Below are 18,655 nucleotides of genomic sequence, written 5' to 3'. Positions count from 1 at the left end.
CTGCTCTCCCTCAGCGGCTGCAGCTCCATGCTGTTCTACCCCGAGCCCGGCCTGCCGTTCACCCCGGAAAAAGCCCACCTGCAATACCGCGACGTTTCCCTGGTCGCCGCCGACGGCACACGCCTGCACGGCTGGTGGCTGCCTGCCAAAGAGGGCGTGCCTGTCAAAGGCACGGTGCTGCATTTGCACGGCAACGGCGGAAATCTGGCCTGGCATCTCGGGGGTAGCTGGTGGTTGCCGGAGCAGGGCTATCAAGTGCTGATGCTGGACTATCGTGGCTATGGCCAGTCCGAGGGGCAACCGAGCCTGCCGTCGATTTATCAGGACATCGACGCAGCCTTCGCCTGGCTGAAGAAGGCCCCTGAAGTGCAAGGCAAACCGCTGATCGTGCTGGGGCAAAGCATCGGCGGCGCGCTGGGCGTGCATTACCTGGCGGAACATCCGGAGCAACGACGCAAGCTCAAGGCGCTGATTCTGGATGGCACACCGGCCAGCTACCGCGATGTGGCCCGCTATACCCTGAGCACTTCGTGGCTGACCTGGCCTTTGCAAATTCCGCTGTCCTGGTTGATTCCGGATACAGACAGCGCTCTCAACGGCCTGCCGCAACTGGCGGGTACACCGATGCTGATTTTCCAGAGCATGGACGACACCCTGGTGCCGTTGGCGAATGGCATCAGCCTGTATAAAACCGCACCACTGCCCCGGGTGTTGCAACTGACCCGGGGCGGGCATGTGCAGACCTTTGCCGACCCGACCTGGCGGCAGGTGATGGTTCGCTATCTTGAAGATCCGCAACACTTCAACGGCCTGCGCCGCCTGGCTGAAGTGCCGAATTATTCCGCCCCATCTGACCGTGTGAAAACCGAGAGCGACAATGACTGAAGAACGCAACGCCATCCCTCTGATCCTCACCGGTCTGGGTACTATTTTCGTGACCGTCGGCAGCCTGTGGTACTACGGCTACCTGCACTTCGCCAAGCCTGAAGATGCACTGCTGCTCAATGAATTCACCATGGTCAAAACCGTGCCCGGGGAGGACTACAAAGTAGCCGCCACCCCTGCTGCGGAAGTGGCGCAGTGCATGGATGGCGTGCTGGTGCTGTTCGATACGACACAGAAGGGTTTGTCAGGGGTATTGATCAACAGCAAGAAACAGGCTGTGCGCTGCGTGGAGCAAGAGCCCCCGCAACAGCTGCAACCTTGATTTGTCTGCCTGTAGCAGCGCGATCTGACCTGTGCTTGCCCACGATTTAGACACCGCCGACTCTCAGGCATACCGCGTTGGCCCTATCGCGGGCAAGCCCGGCTCCCACAGACGATCAACGGATCCGTTGGAGCGAGGCTTGCCCGCGAAGGAGTTGATGCGGTGTATCAGGCACACCGCGTCATCGTTCTTCGCGGCCAAGCCCGGCTCCAACGGACTCCAAACCCTGTTGGAGCGAGGCTTGCCCGCGATAAGGGCGACTCGGTTTTCCTGAAATACCGCATCGCCTGAATCGCGGGCAAGCACCGCTCCCACAGGTCATCGCCCACCCGACCTGACAGACACAAAAAAAGCCCGACCTGTCGTCACAGGTCGGGCTTTGTGTTTACAACGTCAGCGGTTTACTGCATCGACGAACGCGGTGCTACCGGCTGATTGTCGTTGGAAATAGTCACTTCCACACGACGGTTCTGGGCGCGGCCCGAGTTGCTGGTGTTGTCGGCAACCGGGTATTCCTTGCCATAGCCTTGAGCAACGATGCGTGCTGGATCAACACCCATCTTCACCAGCGCCATGCGCACGGACTGAGCGCGACGCTCCGACAGCGACTGATTGTACGAAGCCGAACCCGAACTGTCGGTATAGCCTTCGACAATCACTTTACGATCCGGGTTATCGCGCAGGTAGGTAGCGAGCTGGTTGACGTTAACCAGACCGTTGGATTTCAGCTCGGCCTTGTTCAGGTCAAACAGCACGTCACCGAAAGTTACCAGCGTACCGCGCTCGGTCTGCTTGGCGTTCAGGCTGCCTTGCAGCGCTTTGATCTGAGCGTCACGGGCATCCAGACGGGCCTGAGCGCGCTGAGCAGCGGCGTTCTTCAGGTTTTCCTCAGCGGTGCGCAGGTTGATGGTCTGCTTGGCGACTTCAACACGCTGATTGGTCAGATAAGCCAGTTGATCAACTTTTTTCTCGTTTTCGCTGGCGCGGAATGCAGCGTCAGCCTTGTTCAGCCAGTCGCTTGCATCCTTGGTTTCAAGGGCTGCGAGCTGAGAGGCCTTAGGGTTGCTTTGCAGCGCCGAGAAGTTGGTCCGCGCCTGTTCCAGGTTCGGGTTCGGCGGAGTCGAGCAAGCAGCGAGAGCAACACTCATGGCCAGCAGGGCAGGGATCATCAATTGTTTGCGCATAATATTTCATCCTTTAAATCGAATTCGAAATGCATGAGAAGCGTGGGTTACTGGGCCTTGACCGGCTGAACCTGACGCATGCCTTCTTCACGTAGTTCGTTGACACCTTGACGGGCGTCCTGCACCGCTTTTTCTGCCTTGGCAGCCTGGGATTTGCGCTCTGCTACGCGAGCATCCCATTCAGCCTGTTCGGCAAGGCGGCGGGCTTCGTCATATTTCTGCTCTTGCATGGCAAGTTCAGCTTGTTTGAGCTTGTCCTGGGCTGACTTCATTTCCACGGCGGAATACTCGGTCCCACCAGCGCTGACGGCGCTGTTGACTGCCGATTGACTCACGGCGTACTGCTCGCTCGGCGGATTGCCTGCACAACCGGCGAGGACAAAGCTGGCACCCAGTGCCAGAGCAGCGAGCTTCATGCCGCGCAGGCCTTTGAATGTGGTGTTGGCAGTGATGGTGCTCATCGTCTTGGACTCCATTATGTAACTCCTGAAAATCTTCGGTGTTTCCATGACAGTCGTGGGCCTGAAGCGTGCGAGGTAGCGAGGGCAGGGCCGTTTGCTATCCGTAGGCTTTTCTGTAATGGCTAATGGCTCGGACCGGCGTGCTTTTCGAATAGTTCAGGTTTTTTTAGTGGGAGCCATGCGTGAGTAGTCGTAAGTCGCGCCCAGAAAGATGCGACCTGGCTGATAAAGGCCAGGTCGTGTCAACGTGATCGGGGAGTTAAGTCGAGTGTTACTCGGCTTCCTGTTTTTCGGAAAGGTCATGCAGGTAGCGGCGCGACAGAGCCAGGAAACGCGGTGTTGGTCCGATGTCTTCATAGAGTGGATCGCCTTCCTCATCGGTCGCCACTACGTGCTGGCCTTTGACATAGGGAAAGCTGGCTTCCAGCTCTTCCAGGGCTGCGCCGATCAGTTCGCCCAGTAGCTCTTCCGGGTGATGTTTGGGGTACATTTCGGTCAGCGCGGACAGCCTTGCAGCCGACTCCATGTCCAGATGAATCGCGTAACGGGTCTTGGTCAATCGGCCTTTTGCATTCTCTTCCCAGTGCTTGGCAAGCTCACGGATTTTCATAGGGACCCCTTCGGTTACCCGCCGACGGCAGGTCTGGTCGAGTAGTGAGCCATCAGGCTCATGAATGAGATTAGCTTGATCTTGATGAATACGGATTTGGCGTGTCACACATTTTTGGTGCACTGTGGATAGAGCAGATTTTTCCACGCTTGTTCACTGGCAATCCGCCGGGGACTGAGCGGCACCCCTACAAAAAATACAGCGGGAGAAGGGACGATGGCGGATATCGATGCGCGATTGCGCGAGGACGTTCACCTGTTGGGCGAGTTGCTTGGCAACACCATCCGCGAGCAGCGCGGGCCTGAGTTTCTCGACAAGATCGAGCGCATTCGCAAGGGTGCCAAGGCTGGGCGCAGAGGTTCTGCCGAAGGTGCCGAGCAACTCAGTTCCAGTGTGGACGGCCTGGGTGAAGACGAATTGTTACCGGTGGCGCGAGCCTTCAATCAATTCCTCAATCTGGCTAATATCGCCGAGCAATATCAGCTGATCCGTCGCCGCGATGACGCCCAGCCGCAGCCTTTTGAGTCACGGGTGCTGCCAGAGTTACTGGCGCGCCTGAAGGCCTCGGGGCAAAGCAGCGAAGCGCTGGCCCGGCAACTGGGCAAGCTGGAAATCGAACTGGTCCTGACCGCTCACCCTACCGAAGTGGCGCGGCGCACGCTGATCCAGAAATACGACGCTATCGCTGCTCAACTGGCCGCTCTGGATCACCGGGATTTGAACAGTGCCGAACGCGAGCAGATTACCGAGCGCTTGCAGCGCCTGATCGCCGAGGCCTGGCATACCGAAGAAATTCGTCGTACCCGCCCGACCCCGGTTGATGAGGCCAAATGGGGCTTCGCAGTCATCGAACATTCTCTGTGGCAGGCCGTGCCCAACTACTTACGCAAGGCAGATCACGCACTGCATGCGGCGACCGGTTTTCATCTGCCGCTGGAGGCAGCGCCGATACGTTTCGCCTCGTGGATGGGCGGCGACCGGGACGGCAACCCGAATGTCACCGCTGCCGTGAGCCGGGAAGTGCTGCTCCTGGCGCGCTGGATGGCCGCTGACCTTTACTTGCGTGACGTCGATCAACTGGCCGCCGAGTTGTCCATGCAGCAGGCCAGCGACGCGTTGCGCGCCAGTGTCGGGGATAGCGCCGAACCCTATCGGGCAGTGCTCAAGCAACTGCGCGAACGCCTTCGGGCGACCCGCAACTGGGCACAATCGTCGCTGAGCGTCACCCAGCCTGCACCGGAAAACGTTTTGCACGATAACCGCGAACTGCTGGCGCCACTGATGCTGTGCTTCCAGTCGCTGCATGAGTGCGGCATGGGCGTGATCGCCGATGGGCCATTGCTCGATTGTCTGCGCCGGGCGGTGACGTTCGGTCTGTTTCTGGTAAGGCTCGACGTGCGTCAGGATTCCACTCGGCATTCGTCAGCCATGACCGAGATCACCGATTATCTGGGTCTGGGGCGCTACGAAGATTGGGATGAACAGGCGCGGGTGGACTTCTTGCTGGCTGAGCTGAGTAATCGGCGACCACTGCTGCCTGCGCATTTCAAGCCGTCGGCTGACACCGCTGAAGTGCTCGCGACCTGTCGTGAAGTGGCGGCGGCTCCAGCGGCCTCACTGGGCTCTTATGTCATCTCCATGGCCAGCGCCGCGTCGGATGTGCTCGCGGTGCAACTATTGCTCAAAGAGTCCGGCCTGCAGCGGCCGATGCGCGTGGTGCCGTTGTTCGAAACTCTGGCCGACCTGGATAACGCCGGGCCTGCCATCGAGCAATTGTTAAGCCTGCCGGGATACCGTTCACGGCTGCACGGCCCGCAAGAAGTCATGATCGGTTATTCGGACTCAGCCAAGGATGCCGGTACGACTGCGGCGGCCTGGGCGCAATATCGAGCCCAGGAAAAACTCGTGGAGATATGCCGCGACCAACAAGTCGAGCTGCTGTTGTTCCACGGTCGCGGTGGCACCGTAGGCCGTGGCGGTGGTCCGGCACATGCGGCGATTCTGTCGCAGCCGCCGGGGTCGGTCTCGGGACGTTTCCGCACGACAGAGCAGGGCGAGATGATTCGCTTCAAGTTCGGCTTGCCAGACATCGCTGAACAGAACCTCAATCTTTACCTGGCTGCCGTGCTGGAAGCCACTTTGCAGCCACCACCGCCGCCGCAGCCGGCCTGGCGCAAGATGATGGACAGCCTGGCAGCCGACGGCGTCAGTGCCTATCGTGCCGTGGTGCGGGAAAATCCCGAGTTCGTCGAATACTTTCGTCAGGCGACCCCGGAGCAGGAGCTGGGTCGCTTGCCGCTGGGCAGTCGCCCGGCAAAACGTCGTGAAGGCGGGGTGGAAAGCCTGCGCGCCATCCCGTGGATTTTCGCCTGGACCCAGACGCGTCTGATGCTCCCCGCGTGGCTCGGCTGGGAAGCGGCTCTGAGTAAAGCCCTGGAGCGTGGCGAAGGTTCGTTGTTGGATGAAATGCGCGAGCAGTGGCCATTCTTCAGAACCCGGATCGACATGCTGGAGATGGTCTTGGCAAAAGCCGATCACGACATCGCGCAGTTATACGATCAACGTCTGGTGGCGCCGGAACTGCAACATTTGGGTACGCATTTACGCGACCTATTGTCGCAGGCGTGCAATGTGGTGCTTGGCTTGACCCGTCAGTCGCAACTGCTGGCACATAGCCCCGCAACGTTGGAATTCATCAGTCTGCGCAACACCTATCTCGATCCTCTGCACCTGCTGCAGGCCGAGCTTCTAGCCCGCTCACGCAAGCGCGAGGCCAGTCTGGAGAGTCCTCTGGAACAGGCGCTTCTGGTGTCTGTAGCGGGAATCGCCGCCGGATTGCGCAACACCGGCTGATGGTGGACGTCAGCAAGGGCGCTGGAAAATGCCAGTGCCCTATGGCGATCAATGACTTGCGCGTTTTCGCCCACCAGGAACGGGGCGAATCAATCACGCACTCTGCTGCCTCTGCCCGGCCTGCGGATACTGCGACTTTCGGCGGCTTGTGCCGTCTGTGTCGGCTGTGTATCTTGATCAGCCTTTGGCCAGTCTTCGGCTCGAACCATATTTGAGATTGGTCCTGTAGTGGCGAATCCGACGTTTCTATATAAAAAATTTGAGGAGCACATCAATGCGCGTGATTCTGCTGGGAGCTCCCGGGGCCGGTAAAGGTACTCAGGCAAAATTCATCACTGAAAAATTCGGCATCCCGCAAATTTCCACCGGCGATATGCTGCGCGCTGCGGTCAAGGCTGGCACCGAGCTGGGCCTTAAAGCCAAAAGCGTCATGGACAGCGGTGGCCTGGTTTCCGATGACTTGATCATTGGTCTGATCAAGGATCGTCTGTCCGAGCCGGATTGCGCCAATGGCGTTCTGTTCGACGGCTTCCCGCGCACCATCCCCCAGGCTGAAGCGCTGCTGGCAGCGGGGCTGGAAATCGACAACGTGCTGGAAATCGCCGTCGATGACGAAGAAATCGTCAAGCGCATGTCCGGCCGTCGCGTACATGAAGGGTCTGGCCGCATTTACCACACGATCTTCAATCCGCCGAAAGTCGAAGGCATTGATGATGTGACTGGCGAGCCGCTGTTGCAGCGTAAGGATGACGTCGAAGAAACCGTTCGCCATCGCCTCTCGGTCTACCACGCGCAGACCAAGCCGCTGGTTGAGTTCTACAGCAATCTTCAGGCGAAGAATGGCAAGCCAAAGTGCAGCCATATCGCAGGTGTCGGTTCTGTCGAAGAAATCACCGCCAAGGTGCTGGCTGCCCTGAGCTGATCAAAGCTTCAGTCAGTCAATAAAACGGCCCGCTTGCGGGCCGTTTGTCGTTTATAATGCGCCCCTTTTTTCACCATGATGGATACCCCAAATGACCACCTTGCTGGCCCTGGATACTGCCACTGAAGCTTGCTCGGTCGCCTTGCTGCACGACGGCAAAGTGCTGAGCCACTACGAGGTGATCCCGCGCCTGCACGCTCAGCGTTTGTTGCCAATGATCAAAACGATCATGGCCGAGGCGGGTATTGGTCTTTCGGCGCTGGACGCCATCGCGTTTGGTCGTGGTCCCGGTGCGTTCACTGGCGTACGAATCGCCATCGGCGTGGTGCAGGGCCTGGCCTTCGCCCTTGAGCGCCCGGTGCTGCCGGTTTCCAATCTGGCGGTCCTCGCGCAGCGCGCCATGCGTGAGCACGGTGCTCATCAGGTCGCTTCGGCCATCGATGCGCGGATGGATGAAGTCTATTGGGGCTGCTACCGCGAAACCGATGGAGAAATGCTGTTGATGGGGGGCGAAGCGGTTCTGCCTCCAGAACAGGTTGGATTGCCGGCGGATGCAAGCGGCCAGTGGTTCGGCTCAGGCACCGGCTGGGGCTATGCCGATCGCATTCCGGTAGCGCTCAGCGGTCAGGACGCCAGCATGCTGCCTCATGCACAGGACCTGTTGACCCTGGCAACCTTCGCCTGGCATCGGGGCGAAGCCATCGTCGCTGACGACGCCCAGCCGGTTTACCTGCGGGATAAAGTGGCGACGCCAAAGGCGCGGTGAATAGGGCGGACAAGCTCGATGTGGGAGCGGTGATTACCTGTGGGAGTGAGCTTGCTCGCGAAGAGGCCGGGCCATCCGAATATATCTCTGGCGGCAGTATGATGGCCTTCGCGAGCAAGCTCGCTCCCACAGGAATCTATTGAGCTGGCAAATATAGAGTCTTCCCCGCAGGAGACCGCGCAAATCATCAGCTCGGCGGCAACGGATGACCATCCGTCGCCCATCCCCTCAAACATGTGACCTGCCTCAAACCTTTTGCGATATGTGTGGTCTAGTTATCGTTCGGATAATTGCTAAGTGCGTATCCGTGACGTTAAATAGCCACTATAAGATGCAGAGTACGCACAAATGCGCATAGACGGCCCTTCACAACGCTCGTACCCGATCAAACGCAAGCCTGGCAAGGCTCCTGTGGTTGTGGATGGTAGCTTCGAAGAAGTGGATGTTGATGCCGAGGTTGTTCCGCAACCTCCTAGAAACGCGCGTTCTGGTGGTGCAGGTCAGGCCGTTTCCACTGCCAATGTTCCGGCCCGTCCTCAAGACATCATCTTCCCTCGGTCCATGAGCACCCGTGTTGCCAATGCCTTGGCCAGTTATCTGAGTACTGCCAGTTTCGTTGATTGGGATCTGGAAGTGTCAGGGCTCGACGTCCACGTTTGAACCATCCCCGCCTGCCTTACTACCTCGGTTGCCCGTCATGGAGTGAAAACGCCTGGCGCGAATCCCTGTATCCCGAAGATGCTCGCAGCAATGAATTCCTTGGTCTGTACTCGCAGGTCTTCAATGCTGTAGAAGGCAACACGACTTTCTATGCACGACCGGCAGCTTCCACGATCCAGCGCTGGGCGGAAACGCTCCCTGAGCATTTTCGCTTTACCGCCAAATTTCACGGTGACATCAGTCACGGTGGCGATTTGCGTCAACAGTTGATCGCGGCTGAGACCTTCGTCCAGTTACTTGCGCCACTGGGCCCTCGCGTAGCGCCTTTCTGGCTGCAACTGCCAGCCAGTTTTGCTCCTCATCGTCTGGGTGAGTTGGCAACCTTCATCGACGAGGTGCAATGTCCGATGGCGGTTGAAGTGCGCAACCTGGCGTTCTTTGACAAGGGCGAGGCAGAGCGAGCCCTCAATCGGCTGCTGCTCGATCGCGGAGTCGAGCGGATTTGTCTGGATTCGCGACCCTTGTTCAGTTGCGTGTCCAGCGATCCGGCGGTGCTGCATGCGCAGTCGAAAAAGCCCAAGGTCCCTGCGCGGCCCGCTGCTCTGACGCAATTCCCTCAAGTGCGCTTCATCGGCCATCCTTTGCTGGAGGCCAACGACCCTTTTCTGCACCAGTGGGTAGAGAAAGTTGCCGGTTGGATTGAGGAGGGCCGCACGCCATATGTGTTCCTGCACACCCCCGACAACCTCGAAGCCCCGCAGCTGGCGCAGCGCTTTCACCGCCAGCTGATGGCGCAGTTGCCGGGCCTGCCTCCGCTGCTGGAACTGGATCGCACACCACCTGTGGAGCAACTGGGCTTGCTCTGAGGTCGATAGATGTGGCTTCAATAGCGTCATCGACTATCGCATCAACTCAGGAACAGGGAGCTAGCCAATGGATTTTCAGCAACAGCTACTTCGCGCGCAGGCCTTCAAGGCCTTGCACGAGCGCGACCATGCCTTTGTGGTCCCCAATCCATGGGATGCAGGCTCGGCGAAACTCCTGGCGTCCATGGGCTTCGAGGCGCTGGCTACCACCAGCGCAGGTTTGGCCTTCACTCTGGGGCGGGCGGATGCGGAGGGCGCTCTCAGCCTTGGCGAATCGTTGGACAACATTAGTGCCATCGTTGCCGCTACAGCGTTGCCGGTGGCCGCCGATCTGGAAAACGGCTTCGCTGACAGCCCGGAAGATTGTGCAGCGAACCTGCTTGCGGCTGCCGCGAGGGGGATTGTCGGTGGCTCCATCGAAGATGCCACCGGCACCACCGACCAGCCGATTTACGATTTCGAACTGTCGGTCGCCCGAGTCAAGGCTGCGGCCCAGGCGGTGCGTAGCCTGCCGTTCCCGTTTATGCTCACCGCTCGTGCGGAAAATCTTCTCAATGACCGGATGGATTTCTCTGACACTTTGCGTCGGTTGGAGGCCTACGCTGATGCCGGAGCCGATGTGCTCTACGCCCCAGGTTTGCGCACCCGCGAGGAAGTGATCGCAGTGGTCCGCGCCGTCGCGCCCAAGCCGGTCAACGTGCTGATGGGGCTTGGCGGGGTGACACTGACGGTCGCTGACCTTTCAGCTTGCGGCGTCAAACGCATCAGCGTCGGTTCATCCCTGGCCCGTGCGGCGTTCGGTGGGCTATATCGCGCTGCGGAGGAAATCCGCACCGGCGGCACATTCAGCTATGCCGAGCAAGCACTGCCTTTCGCTCAACTCAACGCGCTCTTCAAGGACTAAAGGGTGCGCGGATCGACCTTTTTGCTGATTTTCCTGCTGTTGTGTGCGGGTGCAGTCGCGGCAGTGTGGCGCGGCTGGATCGAGGTGCCGGCGCAATGGAACCCGTGGGCGCCTCTGGATATCAGGGCTGAGACGAACTTCCTGACGAGTTACAAGTTGTCGCGGCTCAAGGGTAATCCGCAACTGTGCGACCTGGTGTTGAGCTCGTCGAAGCTGCGCTTCAGTCATCAGGCGGACAGCGATCCTACCGCCAGCTGTCCGCTGAGTGATGTGTTGCGAGTGCAGGGCAGTGAAGTGGCGCTCAGCAGTAGCTTCCTTGCCAGCTGCCGTTTGGCGGTGGCTTACGCGTTGTTTGAAATCCACACTCTGCAGCCCGCCGCTGAGGCTGTGTTTGGGCAGCGAGTGACCCGCATCGATCACCTGGGCAGCTTTGCCTGCCGCAACGTGTATGGTCGCAGCAGTGGACGGCTGAGCCAGCATGCAAGCGCCAATGCGCTGGATATCGCCGGGTTTCGTCTTGCGGATGGGCAGCGGATAAACCTGTTGCGGGACTGGAAAGACAGCGGCGACAAAGGCCGCTTCCTGCGCCAGGTTCGCGACGGTGCCTGCAAAAACTTCAATACGGTGTTGGGGCCGGACTACAACGCCGCCCACCAGAATCATTTCCACCTGGATATGGGGGCTTGGCGGGTTTGTAAGTGAAGGCAAATCAGGTACACATCCTGCGGGAGCGGTGCTTGCCCGCGATAGGGTAAATGCGGTTCACAGGAGAATTGCGGTAGCTTTATCGCGGGCAAGCACCGCTCCCACAGGAGACTGTATTCCCAGACGATTAAGGTGTCAGCGTCAGGCCGCCATACGCAGATTCTGCAGAATAATCGGCCGTGCCCAGCCGCTATCGAAATCAAGCGCGCGCTGCTGAGCAATCAGGGTTTCCTCATCCAAAGGCAGGGCAGGCTTGTCGGCCAGATCCCATTCGAACTCGGCAATTGGCAGGTGCAGCGGACGAGGCTCAGGGCCTGGACCAGGAATGACGCTGTCGTCGTACGGAGTGAGTACGTTAGGACGTACCCATTGGCTGTCGAATTCCAGATTGCGCTGTTGCGCGATCATCTCGCCCAGGCTGAAGGGTTCGTTGGGAGGCGGCAGCAAATCCAGTTCGAATTCAGCAATCGGCAGGAATAGAGGCACGGTCGGGACACGCGGCATGTCCTGCACGGGGCAGGCACGCTGCTCAACGATCTTGCCCAGGGTGCGGGCACCGGCAACTGGCTCGCCGCTGGCAACATCAATGGCAACGGCGCTTTCGTGTACGGGTTCAGGCGGGTTGTCGCGAAGTTGTTCAGCCATCACACGGGCAAACGCATCAGACCAGATCTGGGTAACACCACCCAGTGCACGGCTGTTGCGCAGGGTAAAATCCCCTGCGTGCGTTAGATAACCTATGGATGATTGCTGAATGTCTGACATATCGATCGTTACACGTCGTAGGTCTGGCAAAATGCCTGATACTTCTTTATCGGCAGATTTTGCCGATCATTAACACTTTTTGAGCGTGTGGACACAATGAGTGAGCAGCAAGCGGGCAGCCGCATCCGGGTCGAGGCCCTGAACAGCCAGGATCAGGAGCAAGCGGCGCAATGGGCGCAACGATTGAACCTGCCGTTGCAGGATAACGATGCCGATTTTGCCCTGCAGGTGACTGACAATGGTCTGCAACTGCAACAACTGAGTGACGACGCCCCCGGCCCGGTTCGAGTGGATTTCGTCGAAGGGGCGGTGGCTCATCGACGTCTGTTTGGTGGCGGCAGCGGGCAGATGATTGCCAAGGCGGTGGGCATTCAACCCGGCGTGCGCCCATCGGTGCTGGACGCCACGGCAGGCTTGGGCAAAGACGCGTTCGTTCTCGCCAGCCTCGGTTGCCAGATGAGCCTGATCGAGCGTCAGCCCATCATCGCCGCGCTACTGGAGGACGGGTTGGCGCGGGGTCGTCAGGACCGTGAGGTCGGTTCGATCATCAGCCACATGCGCCTGTTGACGGGTAACTCCATCGAACTGATTCGCAGTTGGGAAGGCGAACCGCCGCAGGTCATCTACCTGGACCCGATGTTCCCCCATCGTGAGAAAACCGCGTTGGTGAAGAAGGAAATGCGTCTGTTCCGGCCCCTGGTCGGAGACGACATGGATGCCCCGGCGCTGCTGGAGGCGGCACTGGCGTTGGCGACCCATCGCGTAGTGGTCAAACGCCCACGCAAAGCCCCTTGCATCGAAGGCGCCAAGCCGAGTTATGCGCTGGATGGCAAATCCAGCCGCTATGACATCTATCCGAAGAAGGCGTTGAAGTAGCTGCCAGCAGCGACGCGTTCTGATGCCGATAACTGATCGACTGTGGGAGCGAATTTATTCGCGAAGAGGCCATTACAGCCGACACATTGATGTCGTTTGGAATAGAGCTTTCGCGAATAAATTCGCTCCCACAGGAATCCTGTCAGGGTATCGGTGCCATCAAACCCCATACGCCCGCATAAACAACCCCACCACGTCCTGCACATGAGCTTCGGCCGTGGCCTGGTCAGGCATTTCCCCGCAGCCTACCAGCAGGCGGAAGTTGCAGACGCCCTTGATCAGGCTCAGGAAATGCTCGGCAGCGGTCTTGGGCGAATCGAATCGCAATTGACCGGTCTTCTCCAGACGGGTCAGCAAACGCTCGGTCTCGTGAAGAATCCGCTGCGGCCCCGCCGCAAAGAAGATCTGCGACAGCTTGGGATCCTGGGTTCCCAGCGTGACCATCAAACGATGCAGTTCGATGGACTCCGGGCTGTTGATCAACGTCTGAAAGCCCCGAGCAACGTTCAGCAGTAAGGTCTGCGCCGGCAAATCACGATTCAACTCATCGAACAGCGCGGGCATCTGCTCTTCGCAGCGGGCCACCACGGCTGCGGAAAACAGCGTCTCTTTGTCCGTGAAGTGGCTGTAGACCGTGAGCTTGGAAACTCCGGCCTCTGCGGCGACGGCATCCATGCTGGTGCTGGTGTAGCCATTGCGCACGAACAGGTCTTTCGCGGCATTGAGAATGGACTGGCGCTTTGCCGGATCTTTCGGTCGACCGGGGCCAGGAGGGGTTACAGAACTGTCGGGCATATTCGTTTAATAATGTACTGGTGAGTTTGGTAATTTTTAATATACTCGCCAGTACAATTATTCCAAGCATCATTTGCGAAGGGCTCCACCATGTTGCGCAAATTTCTGTGCCTAGTCCCATCGTTGGGCCTGTTGTCATTGCTTGTTGCCTGCGGTCAGGAGCCAACTAGCGCCACGGTCATTCGTCCGGCCATGGTTGTTCAGCCCCTGCCTTCTTCGCAGTCCACGGACAGCTACCCCGGTGAAGTCCGAGCCCGCTTCGAGCCAGAGTTGGCATTTCGTATTGGTGGAAAGGTCAGCAAGCGTCTGGTGGAAGAGGGCCAGCGGGTCAAACTCAATCAGCCGCTGGCGGAGCTGGACGCCCAGGATGTGCGCCTGCAACTGGACGCGACCCGCGCTCAGGTCGCAGCAGCGGAAGCTAATCTGCAACTGGTGCGTTCCGAACGTGATCGCTACAAGACCCTGATGGATCGGCAGATGGTCAGCCGTTCACAATTCGATAACGCCGAAAATCTCTATCGCTCCGGCGAAGCACGGCTCAAGCAGATCAAGGCCGAGTTGACCGTGGCTGATAACCAGACCAGCTACACGGTGTTGCGTGCGCCGCAGGATGGCGTGGTCGCCAAGCGCATGGTGGAAGTCGGTCAGGTAGTGGCTGCCGGGCAGACCGTGTTCACCCTGGCTGCGGATGGCGAGCGCGAAGTGCTGATTAGCCTGCCGGAGCAGAACTTCTCCCGCTTCAAGATTGGCCAGCCGGTGACCGTTGAGCTATGGACCCAGCGCGAACAGCGCTTCCCGGGGCGTATCCGCGAGCTGTCTCCGGCTGCTGACCCTCGCTCCAGAACCTTCGCTGCGCGCATCGCCTTCGCTGCCGGAAAAATCCCGGCGGATCTGGGCCAGAGCGCGCGGGTGTTTATTGAGACTGAACGCGCCGTACCGCTGGCGGTTCCCCTGTCAGCTGTGACCGCCGAAGCGGGTGGCAGTTACGTCTGGCGGGTGGCTGCCGACAACACCCTCAAGCGGGTCCCGGTCAAACTTGGTCCTTATGGGCAGGAGTCCGTGCCGGTGCTGGAAGGGCTGGCCGCCAGTGACTGGATAGTGGCTGCCGGCGTGCACGTGTTGCATGAGGGTGAGCAGATACGCCCTGTGGATCGCGAGAACCGGGCGGTAAAACTGGCCGGCAAGGAGTAGGCACGGATGCGATTCAATCTTTCCGAATGGGCGTTGCGCAATCGGCAAATCGTCCTGTATCTGATGATTATTCTGGCGATGGTTGGGGCGTTGTCCTACACCAAGCTGGGGCAGAGCGAAGATCCTCCGTTCACCTTCAAGGCCATGGTGATCCGTACTTTGTGGCCGGGTGCAAGCGCTGAAGAAGTCGCACGGCAAGTCACCGATCGCATCGAAAAGAAGCTGATGGAAACCGGCGAGTACGACCGCATCGTGTCGTCCTCGCGACCAGGGGAATCGCAGGTCACGTTCATTGCCCGGGATTCAATCTTCTCGTCGTTTCTACCGGAGTTGTTCTATCAGATCCGAAAGAAGGTCGGCGATATCCGCCAGACTCTGCCGGTGGGCGTACAAGGCCCGTTTTTCAATGATGAATTCGGCACCACCTTCGGCAATATCTATGCCCTGAGCGGCAAAGGCTTTGACTACGCAGTGCTCAAGGATTATGCCGACCGCATCCAGTTGCAGCTGCAACGCATCAACGATGTCGGCAAGGTCGAGCTGATCGGTTTGCAGGACGAGAAGATCTGGATCGAGCTGTCCAACGTCAAGCTGGCGACCCTTGGCCTGCCAATGCAGGCCGTGCAGCAGGCTCTTGAAGCGCAGAATGCGGTCTCTGCCACCAGCTTTTTTGAAACCCCCAGCGAGCGGGTTCAATTGCGGGTCAGCGGCCGCTTCCAGACCGTGGACGAGATTCGAGAGTTTCCGATCCGGGTGGGTGACCGGACTCTGCGCATTCGCGATCTGGCTGACGTGCATCGCGGATTCAATGATCCTCCGGCACCACGTATGCGCTTTATGGGTGAAGACGCGATTGGCCTGGCCGTGGCAATGAAGCCTGGCGGCGACATTCTGATTCTGGGCAAGGCTCTGGAGGCCGAATTCGCCCGCTTGCAGAAGAACCTGCCGGCAGGGATGGAGCTGCGCAAAGTGTCTGATCAACCCGCGGCGGTCAAAACCGGCGTTGGCGAGTTCGTTCAGGTGCTGGCCGAGGCCTTGGGCATCGTGCTGTTAGTGAGCTTCTTCTCCTTGGGCGTGCGTACCGGGATGGTGGTGGCCCTGTCGATTCCGCTGGTGCTGGCCATGACCTTCGCCTGCATGTATTACCTGGGCATCGGCCTGCACAAGATTTCCCTCGGCGCGCTGGTGCTGGCGTTGGGTTTGCTGGTGGACGACGCGATCATTGCCGTGGAAATGATGGCAATCAAAATGGAGCAGGGCTATGACCGGCTGCGCGCGGCCAGTTTCGCCTGGACCAGCACCGCGTTCCCGATGCTGACTGGCACCTTGATTACTGCTGCGGGATTTCTGCCGATTGCCACCGCCCAGTCCAGTACCGGCGAGTACACCCGCTCCATCTTCCAGGTGGTGACCATCGCATTGCTGGCTTCCTGGGTGGCAGCGGTCGTGTTTGTGCCGTATCTCGGCGAGCGGCTACTGCCCGATCTGGCCAAAATCCACGCTGCAAAACACGGCGCGGCCAATGGCGTGTTTGATCCCCATGGCACCCCGTTTTACCAGCGTGTGCGGCGAGTGGTGGGCTGGTGCGTGCGGCGGCGCAAGACCGTGATTGTCGCCACCGTTGGCCTGTTCGTATTGTCAGTGGTGATGTTCAAGTTTGTTCCACAGCAGTTCTTTCCGGCTTCCGGACGACTGGAACTGATGGTCGATCTGAAACTGACCGAAGGCGCCTCGCTTAATAACACCGCTGAGCAGGTCAAGCGCCTGGAACAAATGCTCAAGGACCATCCGGGCATCGACAACTACGTGTCCTACGTGGGTACGGGCTCGCCGCGTTTCTACCTGCCACTGGATCAGCAACTTCCAGCCACCAGCTTCGCGCAGTTCGTGGTGCTGGCCAAAACCATCGAGGACCGAGAGGCGTTGCGCACCTGGTTGATCAGCAGCCTCAACGAGCAATTCCCCACCCTGCGCTCCCGAGTAACGCGTCTGGAGAACGGCCCGCCGGTGGGCTACCCGGTGCAGTTTCGGGTCAGCGGCGAGCACATCGATGAAGTCCGGGCACTGGCGCGCAAGGTGGCGGCCAAGGTGCGCGAGAATCCGCATGTTTCCAATGTCCATCTGGATTGGGAAGAGCCGAGCAAGGTGGTGTTCCTCAACCTGGATCAGGACCGGGCCCGAGCGTTGGGCGTGACCACGTCGGAGTTGTCGAGATTCCTGCAGCGCTCGCTCACCGGTTCCAGCGTCAGCCAGTACCGTGAAGACGATGAGCTGATCGAGATTCTGCTGCGTGGCACCCCGGACGAACGCCAGCAGCTTGGTGCGTTGGCGAGTCTGGCGATCCCGACTGAAAACGGCGCCAGCGTAGCGCTTTCCCAAGTGGCGACTCTTGAATACGGCTTTGAGGAAGGCGTGATCTGGCACCGCAACCGGCTGCCCAACGTGACGATTCGCGCCGACATCTACGGCAAGGAGCAACCCGCGACTCTGGTCCAGCAAATCCTGCCGACGTTGGCTGAGGTGCGCAACGAATTGCCTGATGGCTACCTGCTTGAGGTGGGCGGGACGGTAGAGGATTCGGCGCGGGGGCAGAATTCGGTGAAGGCCGGGGTGCCTTTGTTCATCGTCGTGGTGCTGACCTTGCTGATGCTGCAATTGCGCAGCTTCTCCCGGATGTTCATGGTGTTTCTGACAGCGCCCTTGGGCCTGATTGGTGTGACGCTATTTTTGCTGGTGTTCAATCAGCCATTCGGCTTTGTCGCCATGTTAGGCACCATCGCTCTGTCCGGCATGATCATGCGCAACTCGGTGATCCTGGTTGACCAGATCGAGCAGGACATCGCAGGCGGGCTTGATCAGTGGTCGGCGATCATCGAAGCCACCGTTCGACGTTTCCGCCCGATTGTATTGACCGCCCTGGCGGCAGTACTGGCGATGATCCCACTGTCACGCAGTGTGTTCTTCGGCCCGATGGCGGTGGCGATCATGGGCGGGCTGATCGTAGCGACAGCCCTGACCCTGCTGTTCTTGCCAGCGCTGTATGCGGCGTGGTTCAGGGTCAAAAAGCAGGGCTGAGATCCTGTGGGAGCGGTGCTTGCCCGCGATAAGGTTAAACGCGGTTCATTTTAGATTGCGTCAACTTTATCGCGGGCAAGCACCGCTCCCACAGGGTTCGCGGTGTTCCTGACAGAGCTTTACAACGCCCCAAACACCTTCTTCGCCAGACCGGTAGCCGCTGCTGCCGGGTTGGCGCGGATGGTTTCTTCCTGTTTGGCGATCATTTCGAACAAACCATTGAGCGCCTGCTCGGTAACGTAACCTTCGATGTTCGCGCTTTTCGCGTCCAGTACACCCAGGGTCGCGGCCTGACCGGCGAAGGCGTTGTACTTCTGCGCCAGGCCAACCTTGTCGGTAGCTTGCTTGACGATCGGCAGGAACTTGAGGCGGATCTGTTCACGGCTGCTGGAGCTCAGGTACTGCGTTGCTGAGTCCTTGCCGCCGCTGAGGATACCTTTGGCATCCGCCACGCTCATCTTCTTCACTGCATCCACCAGCAATGCCTGGGCTTGGGGCACAGCGGCTTCGGCCGCCTGGTTCATGCTGGTTTCCAGTTGGTCGACCTGCTCGCCCATGCCGAACTGCTTCATTTTCTTGGCGACTTTACCCAGCTTGCCGGGCAATTCGATGCGCACGTCCTCGTTGTTATTAAAACCACCGGGCTTGCCCAATTGCTTGACCGCGATCTGCGCGCTCTGGGTCAGCGCATCCTTCAGCCCGCCTGTGGCATCCGATTGCGACAGATCACCCAGCGACAGCGCCAATACATTGCCTGACAAAAGCAAACCGGCGCACAGGCTGGCTAAGGTAAACGGACTACGAAACATGTGGGC

At 59.3% G+C, this 18,655-nt stretch carries 18 protein-coding genes; 12 read left to right on the top strand and 6 right to left on the bottom strand.

The genetic code is table 11. The features are described from left to right. Nucleotides 1–27: 27 nt before the first annotated feature. Together IV01_RS04545 and IV01_RS04550 are read left to right on the top strand one after the other, a co-directional pair. Nucleotides 28–885, top strand: a complete 858-nt coding sequence (locus IV01_RS04545) for an alpha/beta hydrolase (protein ID WP_229636158.1) — start codon at nt 28–30, stop codon at nt 883–885. Next, nucleotides 878–1,207 carry a hypothetical protein gene (locus tag IV01_RS04550; protein WP_032630810.1) on the top strand — a complete coding sequence of 110 codons (330 nt, stop codon included), beginning with the start codon at nt 878–880 and terminating at the stop codon, nt 1,205–1,207. Before IV01_RS04545 ends, IV01_RS04550 begins: the two co-directional genes overlap by 8 nt. 401 nt (nt 1,208–1,608) lie before the next feature. Here IV01_RS04550 and IV01_RS04555 read toward each other — a convergent pair whose 3' ends face one another. The 3 genes from IV01_RS04555 to IV01_RS04565 all read right to left on the bottom strand — a co-directional run bounded on the left by IV01_RS04555 (nt 1,609) and on the right by IV01_RS04565 (nt 3,462). Beyond that, nucleotides 1,609–2,391 (bottom strand): OmpA family protein, encoded by a 783-nt coding sequence (locus IV01_RS04555; RefSeq protein WP_032630808.1) that lies wholly within the window; start codon nt 2,389–2,391, stop codon nt 1,609–1,611. Between the two features lie 47 nt (nt 2,392–2,438). Then, nucleotides 2,439–2,867, bottom strand: coding sequence for a DUF4398 domain-containing protein (locus tag IV01_RS04560; RefSeq protein ID WP_032630807.1), 429 nt, complete (start codon nt 2,865–2,867; stop codon nt 2,439–2,441). 256 nt (nt 2,868–3,123) lie between these two features. Next, nucleotides 3,124–3,462 carry a hypothetical protein gene (locus IV01_RS04565; RefSeq protein WP_032630806.1) on the bottom strand — a complete coding sequence of 113 codons (339 nt, stop codon included), beginning with the start codon at nt 3,460–3,462 and terminating at the stop codon, nt 3,124–3,126. A 216-nt stretch (nt 3,463–3,678) separates the two neighbouring features. Here IV01_RS04565 and ppc point away from each other — a divergent pair, with 216 nt between their 5' ends. The 7 genes from ppc (at nt 3,679) to IV01_RS04600 (ending at nt 11,135) form a co-directional block, all read left to right on the top strand. After that, nucleotides 3,679–6,315: a phosphoenolpyruvate carboxylase gene (gene ppc, locus IV01_RS04570; RefSeq protein ID WP_032630805.1), complete on the top strand. Its 2,637-nt coding sequence runs from the start codon at nt 3,679–3,681 to the stop codon at nt 6,313–6,315. A gap of 274 nt (nt 6,316–6,589) precedes the next feature. Then, on the top strand, nt 6,590–7,237 hold the full coding sequence (adk, locus tag IV01_RS04575; RefSeq protein WP_032630804.1) for an adenylate kinase: 648 nt from the start codon (nt 6,590–6,592) through the stop codon (nt 7,235–7,237). Between the two features lie 91 nt (nt 7,238–7,328). After that, entirely contained in the window at nt 7,329–8,003 is a 675-nt protein-coding gene (gene tsaB, locus IV01_RS04580) for a tRNA (adenosine(37)-N6)-threonylcarbamoyltransferase complex dimerization subunit type 1 TsaB (protein WP_032630803.1), read from the top strand. A gap of 348 nt (nt 8,004–8,351) precedes the next feature. Continuing rightward, nucleotides 8,352–8,663 carry a hypothetical protein gene (locus IV01_RS04585; RefSeq protein WP_032630802.1) on the top strand — a complete coding sequence of 104 codons (312 nt, stop codon included), beginning with the start codon at nt 8,352–8,354 and terminating at the stop codon, nt 8,661–8,663. Further along, nucleotides 8,660–9,529: a DUF72 domain-containing protein gene (locus IV01_RS04590; RefSeq protein WP_032630801.1), complete on the top strand. Its 870-nt coding sequence runs from the start codon at nt 8,660–8,662 to the stop codon at nt 9,527–9,529. The genes IV01_RS04585 and IV01_RS04590 overlap by 4 nt, the downstream gene beginning before the upstream one ends. A 67-nt stretch (nt 9,530–9,596) precedes the next feature. After that, the gene (locus tag IV01_RS04595; RefSeq protein ID WP_032630800.1) at nt 9,597–10,433 is read left to right on the top strand and encodes an isocitrate lyase/PEP mutase family protein; all 837 of its coding nucleotides are present in this window, start codon (nt 9,597–9,599) and stop codon (nt 10,431–10,433) included. 3 nt (nt 10,434–10,436) lie between these two features. Continuing rightward, nucleotides 10,437–11,135, top strand: coding sequence for an extensin family protein (locus IV01_RS04600; protein ID WP_195758813.1), 699 nt, complete (start codon nt 10,437–10,439; stop codon nt 11,133–11,135). 144 nt (nt 11,136–11,279) lie between these two features. On the opposite strand, the gene IV01_RS04605 is transcribed toward IV01_RS04600, so the two are convergent. Continuing rightward, entirely contained in the window at nt 11,280–11,903 is a 624-nt protein-coding gene (locus IV01_RS04605) for a hypothetical protein (protein WP_032630799.1), read from the bottom strand. 96 nt (nt 11,904–11,999) lie between these two features. Between IV01_RS04605 and IV01_RS04610 the strand changes: the two genes are divergently transcribed. Then, entirely contained in the window at nt 12,000–12,779 is a 780-nt protein-coding gene (locus tag IV01_RS04610) for a class I SAM-dependent methyltransferase (RefSeq protein ID WP_032630798.1), read from the top strand. 159 nt (nt 12,780–12,938) lie between these two features. Here IV01_RS04610 and IV01_RS04615 read toward each other — a convergent pair whose 3' ends face one another. After that, a complete protein-coding gene (locus IV01_RS04615; protein ID WP_032630797.1) occupies nt 12,939–13,574 on the bottom strand; it encodes a TetR/AcrR family transcriptional regulator in 636 nt (211 codons plus the stop codon). Nucleotides 13,575–13,664: 90 nt separating this feature from the next. Between IV01_RS04615 and IV01_RS04620 the strand changes: the two genes are divergently transcribed. Together IV01_RS04620 and IV01_RS04625 are read left to right on the top strand one after the other, a co-directional pair. Beyond that, nucleotides 13,665–14,765 carry an efflux RND transporter periplasmic adaptor subunit gene (locus tag IV01_RS04620; RefSeq protein ID WP_032630796.1) on the top strand — a complete coding sequence of 367 codons (1,101 nt, stop codon included), beginning with the start codon at nt 13,665–13,667 and terminating at the stop codon, nt 14,763–14,765. Nucleotides 14,766–14,771: 6 nt separating this feature from the next. Further along, the gene (locus IV01_RS04625; RefSeq protein ID WP_032630794.1) at nt 14,772–17,840 is read left to right on the top strand and encodes an efflux RND transporter permease subunit; all 3,069 of its coding nucleotides are present in this window, start codon (nt 14,772–14,774) and stop codon (nt 17,838–17,840) included. Between the two features lie 119 nt (nt 17,841–17,959). Here IV01_RS04625 and IV01_RS04630 read toward each other — a convergent pair whose 3' ends face one another. Further along, nucleotides 17,960–18,649, bottom strand: a complete 690-nt coding sequence (locus tag IV01_RS04630) for a DUF4197 domain-containing protein (RefSeq protein ID WP_032630793.1) — start codon at nt 18,647–18,649, stop codon at nt 17,960–17,962. Nucleotides 18,650–18,655: the final 6 nt, after the last annotated feature.

Origin of the sequence: Pseudomonas syringae (assembly GCF_000737245.1) — a bacterium.
GTDB lineage: Bacteria > Pseudomonadota > Gammaproteobacteria > Pseudomonadales > Pseudomonadaceae > Aquipseudomonas > Aquipseudomonas syringae_J.
Note: the sequence above shows the minus strand (reverse complement) of the source record. Positions and strands in the feature narration are given on the sequence as shown.